Source organism: Gemmatimonadota bacterium (genome assembly GCA_040882465.1).
GTDB lineage: Bacteria > Gemmatimonadota > Gemmatimonadetes > Longimicrobiales > Gaopeijiaceae > JBBEBG01.
In genome coordinates, this window is sequence record JBBEBG010000040.1 from 97,061 (window position 1) to 112,556 (window position 15,496).

Genomic DNA, 15,496 nt, shown 5'->3' on the forward strand with positions numbered 1-15,496 from the left:
ATCCCCACACCGAGCGTCAGCACGGCGATGAGGGTGAGCCCCGGCTTCCTCCGCAGGAGCCGGGCGCCGTAGGGGAGGTCGTGCAGGAGCGTGCCCATGGTGGTCTCCGGGGGAGGGGCGGCGCGCGGGGCGACGGGGCCCTTCGCATTTTGTGGTGCGATCCGGACGACCTTCCTAACTTGGGACATCCGGCGGGGACTCATCGGCGACTCCCACCAAGGAGGTTCGGCCATGAAAATCCACGAGGTGCTCGACCGGAAGGGGAGAAATGTGGTCACCGTCGCCCCGGAGGCGACCGTCGCCTTCGCCGTGCGCCTTCTCGTGCACCACGGGATCGGATCCGTCGTCGTGACGCGCGGCGAGCGGATTCTCGGGATCCTTACCGAGCGGGACGTCCTTCGCCTGGCCGACCGCGATCCGACCGTCCTGGCCCTTCTTCCGGTAAGCGAGGTTATGACGGCCGAGCTCGTCGTCGGCGCGCCGGACGACGACCTCTCCTATGTCATGGAGGTCATGACCAATCGGAGAGTCCGGCACCTCCCCGTGGTAGACGAGGGCGTTCTCCAGGGCCTGATCTCGATCGGGGACGTGGTGAACGCGCTCCGCCGAACCGCGGAGCACGAAAACCACTTCCTCCGGGACTACGTGCAGGGGGTGGTGCGCTGACTCCTGCGATCAGCCTTCCAGGATCTCCTCGAGGAAGGTGATCGTGCGTGGCCAGGCACCCTGGGAGGCGCGCATGTTCGCGCCCTCCCGGCCGTCCTGCTGCCGGAGGAAGCCGTGCCCGGCTCCCTCGAAGATCTCGACGCCGTAGGGCACGTTCATCGGACCGAGGACGAAGCGCGCCGGCTCGATCGTCGCGTTCACGCGGGCGTCGTCCCCGGCGTAGAGCCCGAGAATCGGCGCGGCGGTGCGCTGGAGGTCGGTTTCGGCGGGCGAGCTTCCGTAATAGACGACCGCGCCATCGAGGCCGTCCCACGCCGTGGCGAAGGTGAAGCTCGAGGTCCCGCCCCAGCAAAAGCCGATCGATGCGACTCGATCCGTCGCGGCGGGAAGCGCGGTGGCATACTCCGCGCTCGCCTGGAGGCGGCGGTTCACCTCCGCCCGGTCGAGCTCACGGATGAGCGCCGTGGCGCCCTGCTGATCCACCGATTCCGTCCCGCCCCCACCCGGACCCTTTCCGCTGAGGAGGTCCGGCGCGATCGCGATGAATCCTTCGGCCGCGAGCTGATCGGCGACCCCTCGAATCCAGTCGGAGAGCCCGAAGATCTCGTGGATCACGACGACGACCGGGGCCGGATCGGGGCGTTCGGGATAAACGACCCAGGCGCGCACCTCGTCGCCGCCTCCCGCGGGGACAGTGACCCATTCGCCGTGCCGGGGGGATGCATTCAGGCGGGCAGTCGCATCGGCCTCACCAGCGGGGAGTGTCTGCGCGAAGGCGGGAAAGGCCAAGATCAGAAAGAGGGCGGCAGTGGAAAAAATCGTGCGAACGCGCATCGGTTTCTCCGGCATCGTGTGAGGGCCAAAGGACGGTTCTTTCAGAAACGACACTTCCGAGCGATCGGGGGTCCCGGACCATGGTTCGGCGCGCGAGACCCCGACGACCGATCGCTTCACGCGGTCGGGACCCTCATCACATCCCCTGGACGACCGGGTTTCGAAGGATTCCGATCCCCTCGATCTCGACTTCGTATACGTCTCCCGGCTCCATCGCGCGGGTCGAGCCCATCGTCCCGGTCCAGATCAGGTCGCCCGGATACAGCGTGAAGTACGTCGAGATGTAGCTCAACATCTCGTGCATGTCGTAGAGAAGGTCTGAGCTGTTTTCCCCCTGTCGCACCTCGCCGTTCAGCCGCCCCTCGATGTCGAGATCGTGGTAGTCGAGCCCGCGGACGAGCACCGGACCGACGGCGTTGAATGTCCGGCTTCCCTTGGCACGGCTCCACTGGATGTCCGCTCCCTGCCAGGTCCGCTCGCTCACATCGTTCCCGGCCGAGACCCCGAAGATGTAATTCGGGGCATCTTCGACGGACACATTCGTCGCTTCCCGCCCCACCACGGCGACCATCTCCGCCTCATAGTGGAGATTCTGGGAGTCCGGGGGACGGACGATGTTCTCCTCGTGACCGATGATGGACGAAGGAGGAACCAGGAAGAGCCCGGGATACTCAGCGGGCTCCCCGGTGATGTGGCTGAGGAAGTTGAACGCCGTCATGAAGATCTGCGTCGGATCCACGGGCGCCTTCAGCGCGACCGCCGACATCGCCACGGTCTGCCCTGTCCTCGTGCCATCCAGATACGGGGCGTCGCTCAGTTGATGAACGATTTCGCCTTCGAGCTCCCCCCAGGAGATCGTTCCGCCCTGATCGTAACGCACGTACTGCGTGATCTGCGCCTCGGCCGCCACGGCGAGCGTGGAGAGCGCCGCGAGAGTGAAGAGCACCGGCTTCATCGAACGCATCAAAACACACCTCCCAGGTCTGGACGCGGGGCACCTTCAACAAACGAGTCTTTTTTCACCGCCTCCACCGCATTGGTTCCTCGTCACCATACGAGCCGAAGGGGCGCCAGGCCATCCCGATCCGCCGGCCCGGCGCCCCTCCCAACTTCTTTCCACCAACTAGCCCCTGACCGGGCGGGGCGGACTTCACATGTCGAGGCGCACCCGCTGGACCCTCCAGTTTCCGACTTCGCCGATGAGGAGCTGGGGAGCGTTCCGGCAGTCGATCGCGTTCACGGTGCCGAACTCACCCGGCAGCTTTCCCGCCCGGCCGAACTGGCCGAGTACCCGACCGTCGAGCGAGAGGACGTAGATCTCGCCCGCGACGTCAATGTTGTCCGTCGGATTCGAATTCGAGACGAAGAGCCGCTGATTCGGCGGCGGCGAGATGCAGATCGCCGAGGGCGCGCCCACGCCGGTGATCTGGCGTTGGAAGTTCCCCTGCGTATCGAAGACCTGAATTCGCTCGTTCCCTCGATCGGCCACGTAAACGTTGTCCTGTGCGTCGATCGCGATCCCGTGAGGAGTAGTGAACTGCCCCTGCTCGGTTCCGCGTTCTCCCCAGTTCATGATCCAGCGTCCCTCGGGCGTATACTTCGCGATGCGGGCGTTTCCATAGCCGTCGGAGACGTAGATGTTGCCCTGGGAGTCCCAGGCGACGTCGGTCGGTCGGGAGAAGCTTTCTCCCGCGGTCCCCGCGCCACTCCCTCGTCCGGGGGCCGGGGGCGTTCCCGGCTCGGGCGGTGGCGCCGTCGGAATCGTCATCGCCTCCGGTTTCCGGCCAAAGACCATCCGGATCCGTCCGTTCGGATCGAAGCTGACGACCTGGTTCGCGAGCCGGTCCACGATCCAGATGTTGTCCTGCGGATCCACGCGAACCTGCTGAGCGAACAGGAGCCCATAGGCGCCCGTGCCCAGCTCGCGCATGTAGATCCCGTTCGACGAAAATTGGAAAAGCCGCGAACCACCGTGCGACACGGTTCGCGCCGTCCCGATCGTCACCGTGGGATTCCCGGTGCGTGTGTAAACGAAGATCTCTCCCCGTGAGTTCGTCGCGACGCCCGCGACCTCACCGAGGTGGATGTTCGGCGGGAGGCCGAGAAAGGTTTCGGCCGTGAAGGGAATGTTCTGGCCCGACAGGGAAGCTCCCGGAAGGCCGATCGCCGCGAAGATCGCGAGAATGAGAAATCGCTTCATGGGAGTCACCTCAGCGGTCCGAGTCGGATGCGAGCCTCGGATGCTTCACGAGGATCTTCTGTACGCGCCAGGCCGAGATCTCGGCGACGATGAGCTCGGCGGGATTTCGGCAGTCGAGTCCATGCACCGTCTGGAACTGGCCGATGTTTTTCCCCGCCTCACCAAAGCGTCCGATGATCGTCCCGTCGAGCTCCATCATGTAGATCTCGCCCGTCTGCGCCCACGATGCGGCGGGATTCGAGTCCGGGTTCGAGTTCGATACGAAGAGATACTGGTGTTCGCCGCCCGAGACGCAGAGCTCCCAGGGATTCCCGACGGTGTCGTAGGTGGCGATGAGGTTCAGGTCGTTGTCGAGGACCTGGACACGTCGGTTCCCGCGATCCCCCACGTATACGCGTCCCTGCCGGTCCACCGCGAGGGTGTGCGGAGTGTTCAGCTCATCCACCGCCTCTCCCCTCTCGTTCGTCGCGAACTGCCCGAGGAAACGGCCCTCCAGCGAGTACTTCACGACACGGCTGTTCTGGTATCCGTCGGAAATGAAGATGTTGCCCTGCGGATCGAAGCCGACATCGGTTGGGCGCGCGAAGAGGTAGGGCTCGTTCAGCCGGACGATGGCGTTGGCGTGGAGCACGCCGTCGGCCGCTTCGGGCCGCGCCCCGAGGACCATTTCGACCCGTCCCGCCGGGTTGAATTTGATGACCATGTTGGTCCCCTCGTCCACGGCCCAGATGTTGTCCAGCGAGTCCACGCGGACCTTGTGGGCGAACTCGAAGCCGTAAAGGCCCTCACCGATCTCGCGGACGTAGTTCCCGCTCGGATCGAACTCGAAGAGGCGGGTATCGCCGGTCCGCGTGTAAACGAAGATGTGACCGCGGGAGTTCGTCGCGACGCCCATCGCCTCCCCGAGGTGAATATCCGGCGGAAGCTTTAGGAAGTCGGGGACTGACTCGAACTCGATCTCCGGCACATCTTCCGCCAACGCGCGGCTCTGGCCGGAGAGGGGGCCGGCGCTCGCGAGCGCCAGAAAAAGCGGCGCGAGCATGGCCGCGCCGCACAGCGGGTGTCGCTTCATGGGTGTCTCCGAAGGGGGATCCAGCCGCGCGATCCGTCGCACGGGATGCTCCGGGCCGCGCGAGCAAGCTAGGCGGCGGCGGAAATTTCTACAATACGGCCGGAATGGGACGGCCGGAATGGGACGGCCGGAATGGGATGTGCCGGAATGGGATGCGGCCGGAATGGCACGGCGGGCGGGGGCCGCCGGGGATTTCCACGGCGTCAGGGATCGAGCCGCAGGTCCCACCCGGAGAGGCGCTCCAACATCTCGAGATCGGTCCAGTCGTACCGAAGGGGCGTCACGGTGACGAAGCCGTCGAGATACGCGGCCGTATCCGTATCCTCGCCGCCTCGAATGGCCGGGCGGAGGACGGATCGGTAGGAGGTCGAATCGGGACCGGTGGCGATCTCCTCGAAAGAGCCGACTCCGAAGTACGATCCACCCATCCGTGCCGCCCGGATTCCCCTGAGCTCGCCTCCGGGAATATTGATCGAGAGCATCACGCGGGAAGGAAGCCCTTCTTCTAGCACCATGCGCACGATCCGCGCGGTGATCGCCGCCGAGCGCGCGTAGTCCTGTTGCGCGCCCTGAGACGTCGCGATCGCCGGAATCCCATGATGCAGGGCTTCCATGGCCGCGCCGACCGTCCCCGACGAGTGGGAGATCTCTCCCGTGTTCGCACCGGCGTTGATTCCGGAAACCACGAGGTCGAACGGGCGTTCGACTCCCAAATGGAGAATTCCGAATTTCGCCGCGTCGGCGGGCGTCGCATTGACGCCGTACCCGAAGAGCTCTCCGTCCCGGTAGAACGGCTTCAGTTCCGCACGAATCGTACGAATCACGCTGGAGTGACTTCCGCCGGAGTAGTTCTCGGAGGGGGCGACGACGACCACGTCGGCGAAGGTCTTCAGCTCGTTCACGATCGCCGCGATCCCAGTCGAGCCGATCCCGTCGTCGTTCGTCACGAGTATGCGGGGGCGCGCGTCCTGCGCGGCGGCGCCGAGGGGGGAGGCGATAAGCAGGATGACGACGAGCGTTCGCAGGACGGCGGTCGGCGAGGGAGTCGGCATCCTGACATCTCCGATGATGGAACGTGAAAGACGGCTTTTCCGCAGGGTAGCACAGCGCCGGCAGACGCGCCATTGCGTGTTTCCTGGCCCGACCCGCATGCGTCGTGCTAAGGTGACTTCCTGAAGGATGGCGAGCACTCGAGCGAAAGGAGGAACGCGATGTCAGGATTTCGGATGCGATTCTCGGTGTTCTCCGCGGCGATGTCGGGAGCCGCCGTCGCGCTGGTCCTCTTGGCGGCTCCGCCGCAGGCCTTTGGCCAAGGAGCCCAGATGGGGGCCGGCGAGGTCGCTCCCATCAACAACCTTCCGAACCCCTACGAAACGGTCCGGAACTGGGGCACCCTCCCCGGCGGCCGCAGCTGGGGGTCCGTGAGCGGCATCCATGTGGATATCGACGGTGTGCATATCTGGGCGGCCGACCGCTGCGGCACGAACTCCTGCGCGGGTTCCGCCGTGGACCCGATCGTGAAGCTCGACGGGGCGGGGAACGTGGTGACGAGCTTCGGTGCGGGGCTCTTGATCTGGCCGCACGGGATGCACGTGGACCGCGAAGGGAACGTCTGGATCGTGGACGCCCGCGCCGCGAATGCCGGCGAGCTGGAGCGCTTCCCCGACGCGGCCGGCCTCGGACACAGAGTGGTCAAGTTCAGTCCCACCGGAGAAGTCCTCCTCACGCTGGGAACGGGCGGGTCCCCCGGTGAACCTCCCACTGGTTTTTTCGAGCCGAACGACGTGATCACGGCCCCGAACGGTGACATCTTCGTTTCGGAAGCCCACAACGCGCAGTTCATCAGCGACCCGGCCCAGGCGGGCGCGGTCGGCCGGATCTCCAAGTTCTCGGCGGACGGGACCTTCATTCGGAGCTGGGGGACCTTCGGCTTCGAGCCGGGGCAGTTCCGGGGACCCCACGCGCTCGCGATGGATTCTCAGGGTAGGCTCTTCGTCTCCGACCGGGGGAATAACCGGATCCAGATCTTCGACCAGGAGGGCAACCTGCTCGACGTCTGGATGCAGTTCAGCCGGATCAGCGGCCTTTCCATCGACGCGAACGACGTGCTCTACGCGGTGGACTCGGAGTCCGATCCGAACTACAACCCGGGGTGGCGGAAGGGTGTTCGCGTGGGAAGCGCCGCCACCGGCGAAGTCTGGTATTTCATTCCCGAACATGTCTCCGATCGCCCATCCGGGATGGGCGGATTCGGGGCGATGGGCGAGGGAATCACGGCGGACGCGGAGGGCAACCTCTACGTGGGTGAGGTCGGACCGATCCAGGGAATCACGAAATTCATCCCCCGCCTCGTGCCCTGAGCGGGCGACGGTCGCGCTTCAGGGGGCCGGGCCGCTCGACTCGGCCGGGCCCCTCCTCTCAGGGAGTCGGCGTCGGGGTCGGCGGCAGCGACTGGAGGTAGGTCCAGAGCGCCCGGAGCTCGATGTCGGTCATGACATTGGCGGCCGGCGTGACGAAGGTCATCGGCGCGACGAGCGGCGTTCCGTCCGGGCGAACCGCCTCCCGCATGGCCGCCAGGAAGTCGTCGTAGCTCCAGCCCGCCAGGCCGTCCGTGTGGGGCGTCAGATTCCGGGCCGGCGGCCAGCTCGGATCGCCTCCCGCGATGGGCCCGCCCGCGAGACTCGTCCCGTGGCACCCCGTGCAGGTGCCGGCGAGGTGCCGGCCGAACTCGACCGAGACCTCCGCCGGGGGGGGGACGAGTTCATGCGGGGCGTTGTGGTCTTCAATCATCGCGGCGGCCGCGGGGAGCTGGCCGGTCGCGATGAGGATCCGGCCGAGTGGCCCGAACGATGGCGGCGCCACCTCGTTGTCCACCGGCGGGACCGACTCGATGAATGCCACCATATCGGAAAGCTCCCGATCCGTCATCAGGAGGAAGTCCCCGGCCGGCATCATCGAGGGGCGTCCGTCCGGGAGGACGCCGTGCCGCACGGCACGGTCCCAGTCCGCGGGCGAGTACGCCGCCGTTTTTCCGCCCGCCCCGGCCGTCAGGTTCGGGCCGAGCAGGGTCCCCATCGGAAAGGCGTCAATCATCACGCCACCGGACAGGTCGGCGCCATGGCAATCCGCGCACGCATGCCTCGCATGAATCAGATGCTCACCCCGCTCTCGGGCTCGCTCCAGCGCGATGGCACCCCCCGGATCCTCCATGATCTCAAGCTGGGCAAGCTCCTCCTGGGTGAGGGGGAAGGGGACCGCGAAGTCCACCCGATGTGTCTCGTAGGTGCGTGTGAGCGCCTGGTTCGTTGCGTAGCTCGCCCACAGGTAGGCGCCGACGGCCAGGACGAGCACAAGTCCCACGAGAAGCCCCAGCACCTTGAGTAGCGACTTCATTCTTCCCCCGCGTAAAATTTCATGGCCGCAGAGACGAATTCCGCGAGGCCGGGACGATTGCGCTCGAAGAAGGCGCGGAATCGAGCGTCCTCTAGATACAACGCCGCGAGCCCCCGGTAAACCTCTCCGGTGACCGGAAAGAAGTGTTCGATGTGACGCCAGTGGCGTGCCACCACCCCCTGCACCTCGGGATCTGTGGCGTCCCGCCCGGCAAGCGCCGAAAAGTCGGCATAGATCCGGTCGCCCTCCGCCTGCACCAGCGTCCACTCGCCCTTCGTCATCTTCCGTACCTTCCGGTTCGACTCGGCGACGAGCTCCTCTCCGTACTTCTCGGCCGCTTCCCGTTCGAGCGCGCGCCCCTCCTCCTTCGACGCGAATCCCGCGTAAAGTTCTTCGTCGGCCACGAGACTTCTGTCTTCCGATGTCATCCCGTCCTCCTCCAGTCTTTGAATCGTTCGATCCACGGTCGTGCGGAGGTGGCGAAGCCGTTCGATCCTCTGCTCGATCAACCTTCCATGATTCCGGAGCGCCTCGACACGATCGAAGGTCGGGTCGTCCAGGACCTCTCCGATCTGAGCCAGGGTGAAATCGAGCTCCCTGAAGAATAGGATCTGCTGGAGCCGCAGAAGATCCTCCTCACCGTACTTCCGATATCCCGCCGCCGTCCGCCTGGACGGAACGAGAAGGCCGATTCTATCGTAGTGATGGAGCGTTCGGACGGTGATCCCGGCCATGCGGGCCAACGTTCGGACGGTGTAGTCGCGCATCGCCATTCCTCCGCGCCCTCAGGGTAAGCCATGACGTTAGGGAAGGGTCAAGGGGGATCCAAGGGGCTCGTAGCGAGGGGACGGGGCCGGCCTGCGCGCGTGGCTCTTTTCGCCGGAGCCTGGCTCACGTCCATCCTCCTCGCGGCCGCGGGCGAAACCGCCGCTCAGGATTCGGGTCGGGGAGGAGGGCTCGCGTTGGGAGACGGGCTGGCGTTCGGAGTCGGGGCGGGTATCGGTGCGGCTTCGACCCACTTCCATCTCCCGCGGCATGGGGAGGACTGGCGGATCGGGCCGGTGCTCGGGGCTCGTTTCGGCGCCCAGGTCGGCCCTGTGCCGCTCTGGCTGATCGCGGACTACCAGGCCTTCCATGCGTCCGGTGAACGGGAGAACGTCCGCGACTTTCGCACGCTGTACGTCTTGGCCCTCGCGGAATTTCCCTTCGGAGCGGGGTCGCTCCAGTTGGGAGGGGGGCCGGTCTTCTACGACTACGAGGGACTCCAGTCTCCCACCGACCGATCGCGAAAGGTGGGATTCGCGGTCGGGGCTTCGGTCAGCCGCGCCCTATCCTCCCGCCTCCAACTCGAACTGGGGATCCGTACGGGAAGAGCCGCCGGAGTGCAGTCGTATCTTCTCGCCCTACAGCTCGCGCACTATTGGGGCGTTGCGGACCCGCGGCCCGGGCCGGGGAGGTAAACGGCGCCGCCCCTTCGCATGAACTCCTCCGCCTTCTCCCGCATCCCCTCCTGGACCGCCTCGCCCGTTTCGATTCCCAGCGACGCCGCGTAATCCCGGACGTCCTGCGTGATCTTCATGCTGCAGAACTTCGGGCCGCACATCGAGCAGAAGTGGGCGACTTTCGCGCCTTCCGCGGGAAGCGTCTCGTCGTGGTAGGCGAGGGCGGTCTCGGGATCGAGGGAGAGATTGAACTGATCGCGCCAGCGGAACTCGAAGCGCGCCTTGGAGAGGGCGTTGTCCCACTCGCGGGCGCGCGGGTGCCCTTTGGCGAGGTCGGCGGCGTGCGCCGCGATCCGGTAGGCGATCACCCCCTGCTTCACGTCCTCGCGGTTCGGGAGTCCCAGGTGCTCCTTCGGCGTCACGTAACAGAGCATCGCCGTCCCGTACCATCCGATCTGCGCGGCGCCGATCGCGCTCGTGATGTGATCGTAGCCGGGGGCGATGTCGGTCGTCAGCGGCCCGAGTGTGTAGAAGGGCGCCTCTCGGCACCAGTCGAGCTGCTTCTCCATGTTCTCCGCGATGAGGTGCATCGGGACGTGCCCGGGCCCCTCGTTCATTGTCTGCACCTCCATTTCCCAGGCGAACTTCGTGAGCTCACCCTGGGTCCGGAGCTCGGCGAACTGAGCCTCGTCGTTCGCGTCGGCGATCGAGCCCGGGCGGAGCCCGTCCCCGAGGGAGAAGGAGACGTCGTAGGCCCGCATGATCTCGCAGATCTCGCCGAAACGGGTGTAGAGGAAGCTCTCTTCGTGGTGCGCGAGGCACCACTTCGCCATGATGCTCCCCCCGCGCGAGACGATCCCCGTCATCCGGTTCGCGGTGAGAGGGATGTAGCGGAGGAGGACGCCGGCGTGGACGGTGAAATAATCCACCCCTTGCTCGGCCTGCTCGACGAGAGTGTCCCGGTAAATCTCCCAGGTGAGCTCCTCGGGGGCCCCCCCCACCTTTTCGAGCGCCTGGTAAATCGGAACGGTCCCGATGGGGACCGGGGAATTGCGGAGGATCCACTCCCGCGTCGCGTGAATGTCCTTCCCGGTGGAAAGGTCCATCACCGTGTCCGCGCCCCAGAGGGTGGCCCAGCGCAGCTTTTCGACTTCGTCCTCGATCGAGCTCCGGACCGCAGAGTTTCCAATATTCGCGTTGATCTTCACCCGGAAGGCGCGCCCGATGATCGTGGGCTCGAGCTCCGGGTGATTGATGTTCGCGGGGATGATGGCGCGGCCGCGCGCCACTTCGCTCCGTACGAACTCGGGATCCATCCCTTCGCGGATCGCGACGAACTCCATCTCCTCGGTGATCTCTCGGCGCTTCGCATAGTGCATCTGCGTGACGCACCCGGCGCCGCGGAAGGTCGGGCGGCGAAGGCCCAGGGGGATCGTCGCTGTGCTCGTCTCGGAGCCGGCTGCGTGATCGCCGTCGAAGGGGAGCGCGATCGAGCGCACCGCTTCGCTCACGGACCTCTGTCGGATCCACTCCTCCCGAACGGCGGGAAGCCCTTCTCGGACATCGGACCCGCGGGGGCCGCTCGTATCCGGCACCCGAAGGGGGGATTCACCTCCCGAGAGCGCGATTTCGCGCATGGGGACGCGAATCCCCCGCGAGCCCTCGACATGGACTTTGCTGGAGTTGGGGAAGGCGCTGCCGTAGTCGGGAGCGGAGTCGGACGGGCGTCCGTTCGTGGTCGGACGGATCATGGCTGGCCTCTGGTCGGTTTCTCCGTGGAATCCGACCCGAGACCAAAACAAGCGGAGGATTGAGACCGAAGGTCTCGTGGGCCGCGCTTCCTCCGCCGGTATGAGCCGGATCAGGTTCCGAGGGACTTTCTCAACCCCGCGGTGAGGGGTACCCCTGGCGGCAACTGCTCAATTGAAGGTTACCGAAGGGCGACCGCGGACGCCATGCCGAAGGTCCCGCGCTCGGGATTCGGACGTGCGAGTGACGGGGTGGCGAGCGAGTCGAGCTCCGAAGTATCTTTTCCTGGGCGATATGAGGCGGGCGCGCACCCCGCATTGGAATCCACTCGGAGTGAGATCACGAGATGGCAAGGCGGACCTTCCCGTTGCGCGAATGCGCTCTGGCCCTCGCGGTGCTCGGGGTCGCGGTCCCGGCCGCGCCCCAAGCGATCGAGCTTCAGGACCGTCCCTTCAACGAACAAGTCCTGAGGGAGCAAGGACAGCCGGTCGTTCCGGTCTACGAAGGATGGTACGAAGAAGAGGATGGGACGAAGCGCCTCTGTTTTGGTTACCTGAACGCGAACACGGAGGAATCGCTCGAGATTCCGATGGGTCCGCAGAACTTCATCGAGCCCGCTTCATTCGACGGGGTGCAGCCGACACATTTCCGGCCCGTCCCGCCGCGAAACTACCGCCGCGACTATTGTGTCTTTACAATCACCTGGCCCGAGGGCTTCGGCGACGAGGACCGGATCCGCTGGACGCTCCAGAGCCGGGGGAGCCCCCTGACCGCGCCGGGGCACGTCGGCGCCGCGTACGAACTCGACAACTTCGCCTCTCCCGGGAGGGGCGATTTCGCGCCGGTCCTGCGCTTCGGGTCCGACGGACCTTCGGCGGAGGGAAGGACCGGTGTTTGGGTCGGCCCCGTCTCGGCCCGCGTGGGCGTACCGCTCCAGATCGACGTCCAGGTCGAGCATCCCCTCCCGGGGAGCTGGCTCCTCTGGGCGAAACACACGGGCCCGGGCGACGTCGCCTTCAGCGCGCATGAGTTTCGGGTGGGCGAGGCAGACGGAAAGGGCACCACGATGGCAACCTTCAGTGCCCCAGGAACTTACGTAATTCGTGTTCAGGCCGTGAACAGTCTGGGCTCTTTCGACTTTTATTGTTGCTGGACGAACGGATATCTGGAAGTTACTGTGGAGCAGTAGCCCTACTGGTGTGTGGAAGAATCCATTCGCGAGGAGCGCGTCCATGAGCGTAGGGAAGACCATGGGTCAACGGCGGGGCTCCAGGGGACTCCTGATGGGTGTCCCCTTCGCCGTTATGGCCCTCTTCTTCGCGGCTGTGCCCGCGTCGGCGGACGACCCGCCCGCCGACATTCCGACTTTCTCGAAGGACATCGCCCCCATCCTCCAGGCCTCCTGCCAGCAATGCCATCAGGAGACTGGAATGGCCCCGATGTCGCTCGTCACTTTCGACGAGGTTCGCCCGTGGGCTCCGGTCATCAAGGAGCGCGTGGTGAACCGCGAGATGCCGCCCTGGCACCTGGACCGGACGGTCGGCGTTCAGGAGTACGAGAACGATCCGTCGCTCACCGATGAGCAGATCGATCTCGTCGCGCGCTGGGTGGACGGTGGGGCTCCAGAGGGCGACCCCGCGGACCTCCCGCCGCCGGTCGCGGCGATCGTGCCGGGGGGAGCCTGGCAGCTCCAGGCGCGCCTCGGGCGGCCGCCGGACCTCATCATCCGCTCCGATCCCTTCACGCTCGAGGCGAACGGGATGGACCAGTGGTGGCGTCCGCGCGTCGCGTTCGAGGGATTCGACGAAGAGAAGTGGATCATGGCCGCCGAGTTCAAGCCGGCCTTTCCGCTCGGGCAGAAAGTCGTCCACCACGGCCACGCTAACCTCGTGCAGGAGGGTCAGGGCACTCGGGGCGTCGCCCGGTACGGCGTCGGAAAGACCTGGGAGATCTTTCCCGAAGACGTCGGGATGCGGATCGCTCCGGGGGGCGGCACGATCAGCTGGGACCTCCACTACTGGCCCACCGGGGTACGGGTGGAAGACGATGTCGTGGAGGCGGGGCTCTGGTTCTATCCCACGGACGCGCCTCCGACGCGCGAGACGCGCGGCGAAGTGATGATCCTCGTGGACCGCTCCGAGGAACGGCCGCGCGGGGTGGACATCATCATCCCGCCCCACGGGTACCAGACGCTCCAGGGCGTCCACGTCCTTCAGCAGCCGACCGTCCTCCATTCGTTCCGCCCGCACGCGCACATGCGGGGGAAGGAAATGTCCATGGAGGCGATTTATCCGGACGGACGCCGGGAGATGCTGAGCAAGGTAGACCGGTACGATCACTTTTGGCAGCTCGCCTACCAGTACGCGGAGCAATCCCGGCCGATTCTCCCTCGGGGGACTGTCCTCCTCTTCACGACGGTCTTCGACAACACGACCAACAATCCTATCAATCCGGATCCCGATCAGTGGGTCACTTTCGGACAGCGCGGTGTGGATGAAATGTCCCACGCCTGGGTCGGGATGACGTATCTCGACGACGCGTCTTACGAGCAGCTTCTCGCCGAGCGGGAAGCCCAGCGAAGGCTCGCGAGCGTGATCGACGACGACTGACTTCGAAAACGGGCCTCCCGGGGAGCTCCCCGGGAGGCCCGTTTTTTTTTCTCCCTCTCCCATGCCGTTTCCCGTCATAGACCCGAGCACCGGAGCGACCCTCCGGGAAATTCCCGAGACGTCGCCGGAGGCGGTGTCCCGCATCCTCTCTTCCGCGGATACGGCGTTTCGCAGATGGCGAAGGTCGGAATTTTCCGAACGTACCGCGCTCCTGGAGAGAGCGGCCGCACTCGTCCGGAGACGCGTTGACGCCTGGGCCGGCCTCATGGCGGAGGAGATGGGGAAGCCGCTCCCGCAGGGACGGTCCGAAGCCGAGAAGTGCGCCTGGGTCTGCGAACATTACGCCGAGGAGGGCCCGAAGGCGCTCGCGCCCGAGCTCGTCGAGACGGACGCGACCAGTAGCACCATCCGTTTCGAGCCGCTGGGTGTCGTCCTCGCGATCATGCCCTGGAACTTCCCCTTCTGGCAGGTCTTCCGGTTCGCGGCGCCCGCGCTGATGGCCGGAAACGCGGTCGTCCTCAAACATGCGCGGAACGTCCCGGGGTGCGCGGAGGCGGTCGTCCGTCTCTTTGAGGAGGCGGGCGCGCCGGAAGGGCTTCTTCAGGGCGTCTTTCTCGACGACGACGCGGCCGAAGCGCTCATCGACCGCCGGGAGATTCGCGCCGTCACCCTCACCGGAAGCACACGCGCGGGGCGGGCGGTGGCCTCCAGGGCGGGAGCGGCACTGAAGAAGACGGTCCTCGAGCTGGGCGGGAGCGATCCATATCTCATCCTCGCGGACGCCGATCTTGACCTAACCGCGAGCGCCTGCGTCGTGAGCCGGATGAACAACGCCGGCCAGAGCTGCATCGCGGCGAAGCGCCTCATCGTCGTGGACGCGCGGAAGGAGGAGCTCGAGGCGCGCGTGCTGGAGGCGCTCCGGAGCGTGAAGGTCGGTGACCCGCGCACGCCCGGGACCCAGGTGGGTCCCCTGGCGCGCGAAGACCTTCGGCGGGCGCTCCATCGACAGGTCGCGGAGAGCGTGGAATCCGGAGCGCGGCTTCTCCTGGGAGGCGAGATTCCGGAGGGCCCGGGATGGTTCTATCCACCGACACTCCTGACGGAGGTGGGGCCCGGGATGCCCGCGTACGAGGAGGAGCTCTTCGGCCCGGTCGTGGCGATCGTACCGGTCCGAGACGAGGCGGAAGCCATTCGGGTCGCGAACGATTCGGACTTCGGACTCGGGGGAGGGGTCTTCACCTCGGACGTGGCTCGAGGAGAGCGAATCGCGGGCGCCGAGCTCGAGGCGGGATTCGTGGCCGTGAACGACTTCGTGCGATCCGATCCTCGGCTCCCTTTCGGCGGGATCAAGGATTCCGGCTATGGGCGGGAGCTCGGGACCTTCGGGATTCGCGAGTTCGTGAACGTGAAGACCGTCTGGGTCCGGTAGGATCGGTCCGCCGCGGGGAACATCGTGGAGATCCCGCTGTAGGAAGAATCAGGACCTCGTCCGGCATTCCCCCTGATGCCGGTTCGAGTTCCGGGCCCCCGG

Annotated in this window: 14 protein-coding genes and 1 riboswitch; of the genes, 6 read left to right on the top strand and 8 right to left on the bottom strand. The window is 66.1% G+C overall.

All coding sequences use genetic code 11. From position 1 onward, the window contains the following. Window positions 1-231: 231 nt before the first annotated feature. The gene (locus WEG36_15685) at window positions 232-666 is read left to right on the top strand and encodes a CBS domain-containing protein (GenBank protein ID MEX1259036.1); all 435 of its coding nucleotides are present in this window, start codon (window positions 232-234) and stop codon (window positions 664-666) included. Window positions 667-675: 9 nt separating this feature from the next. Here the strand turns inward: WEG36_15685 and WEG36_15690 are convergent, their stop codons facing one another. The 5 genes from WEG36_15690 to surE all read right to left on the bottom strand — a co-directional run bounded on the left by WEG36_15690 (window position 676) and on the right by surE (window position 5,824). Next, a complete protein-coding gene (locus WEG36_15690) occupies window positions 676-1,500 on the bottom strand; it encodes a dienelactone hydrolase family protein (GenBank protein ID MEX1259037.1) in 825 nt (274 codons plus the stop codon). Between the two features lie 136 nt (window positions 1,501-1,636). After that, entirely contained in the window at window positions 1,637-2,464 is an 828-nt protein-coding gene (locus WEG36_15695) for a fumarylacetoacetate hydrolase family protein (protein ID MEX1259038.1), read from the bottom strand. Between the two features lie 186 nt (window positions 2,465-2,650). Continuing rightward, a complete protein-coding gene (locus WEG36_15700; protein MEX1259039.1) occupies window positions 2,651-3,700 on the bottom strand; it encodes a peptidyl-alpha-hydroxyglycine alpha-amidating lyase family protein in 1,050 nt (349 codons plus the stop codon). Between the two features lie 10 nt (window positions 3,701-3,710). Beyond that, on the bottom strand, window positions 3,711-4,772 hold the full coding sequence (locus WEG36_15705) for a peptidyl-alpha-hydroxyglycine alpha-amidating lyase family protein (protein MEX1259040.1): 1,062 nt from the start codon (window positions 4,770-4,772) through the stop codon (window positions 3,711-3,713). A 203-nt stretch (window positions 4,773-4,975) separates the two neighbouring features. Beyond that, complete coding sequence (surE, locus tag WEG36_15710) at window positions 4,976-5,824, bottom strand: 5'/3'-nucleotidase SurE (GenBank protein MEX1259041.1); 849 nt, start codon at window positions 5,822-5,824, stop codon at window positions 4,976-4,978. 174 nt (window positions 5,825-5,998) lie between these two features. Between surE and WEG36_15715 the strand changes: the two genes are divergently transcribed. Beyond that, the gene (locus WEG36_15715; GenBank protein ID MEX1259042.1) at window positions 5,999-7,132 is read left to right on the top strand and encodes a peptidyl-alpha-hydroxyglycine alpha-amidating lyase family protein; all 1,134 of its coding nucleotides are present in this window, start codon (window positions 5,999-6,001) and stop codon (window positions 7,130-7,132) included. A 58-nt stretch (window positions 7,133-7,190) separates the two neighbouring features. Here WEG36_15715 and WEG36_15720 read toward each other — a convergent pair whose 3' ends face one another. Both WEG36_15720 and WEG36_15725 read right to left on the bottom strand, forming a co-directional pair. Continuing rightward, complete coding sequence (locus tag WEG36_15720; protein MEX1259043.1) at window positions 7,191-8,165, bottom strand: cytochrome c; 975 nt, start codon at window positions 8,163-8,165, stop codon at window positions 7,191-7,193. Continuing rightward, window positions 8,162-8,932 carry a MerR family transcriptional regulator gene (locus WEG36_15725; GenBank protein MEX1259044.1) on the bottom strand — a complete coding sequence of 257 codons (771 nt, stop codon included), beginning with the start codon at window positions 8,930-8,932 and terminating at the stop codon, window positions 8,162-8,164. The genes WEG36_15720 and WEG36_15725 overlap by 4 nt, the downstream gene beginning before the upstream one ends. A 99-nt stretch (window positions 8,933-9,031) precedes the next feature. On the opposite strand from WEG36_15725, the gene WEG36_15730 reads away from it, so the two are divergent. Continuing rightward, window positions 9,032-9,625, top strand: a complete 594-nt coding sequence (locus WEG36_15730; GenBank protein MEX1259045.1) for a hypothetical protein — start codon at window positions 9,032-9,034, stop codon at window positions 9,623-9,625. Here the strand turns inward: WEG36_15730 and thiC are convergent. Continuing rightward, window positions 9,583-11,358, bottom strand: coding sequence for a phosphomethylpyrimidine synthase ThiC (gene thiC, locus WEG36_15735; protein ID MEX1259046.1), 1,776 nt, complete (start codon window positions 11,356-11,358; stop codon window positions 9,583-9,585). The two genes, WEG36_15730 and thiC, sit on opposite strands and share 43 nt — an antisense overlap. Window positions 11,359-11,427: 69 nt before the next feature. Next, a riboswitch (TPP riboswitch) is annotated at window positions 11,428-11,524 on the bottom strand. A 178-nt stretch (window positions 11,525-11,702) separates the two neighbouring features. On the opposite strand from thiC, the gene WEG36_15740 reads away from it, so the two are divergent. From WEG36_15740 to WEG36_15750, 3 genes are all read left to right on the top strand, one after another. Further along, window positions 11,703-12,545, top strand: coding sequence for a hypothetical protein (locus tag WEG36_15740; protein MEX1259047.1), 843 nt, complete (start codon window positions 11,703-11,705; stop codon window positions 12,543-12,545). 43 nt (window positions 12,546-12,588) lie between these two features. Beyond that, window positions 12,589-13,965 (top strand): cytochrome c, encoded by a 1,377-nt coding sequence (locus WEG36_15745; protein MEX1259048.1) that lies wholly within the window; start codon window positions 12,589-12,591, stop codon window positions 13,963-13,965. 61 nt (window positions 13,966-14,026) lie between these two features. Next, on the top strand, window positions 14,027-15,394 hold the full coding sequence (locus tag WEG36_15750) for an NAD-dependent succinate-semialdehyde dehydrogenase (protein ID MEX1259049.1): 1,368 nt from the start codon (window positions 14,027-14,029) through the stop codon (window positions 15,392-15,394). The last annotated feature ends 102 nt before the right edge of the window (window positions 15,395-15,496 follow it).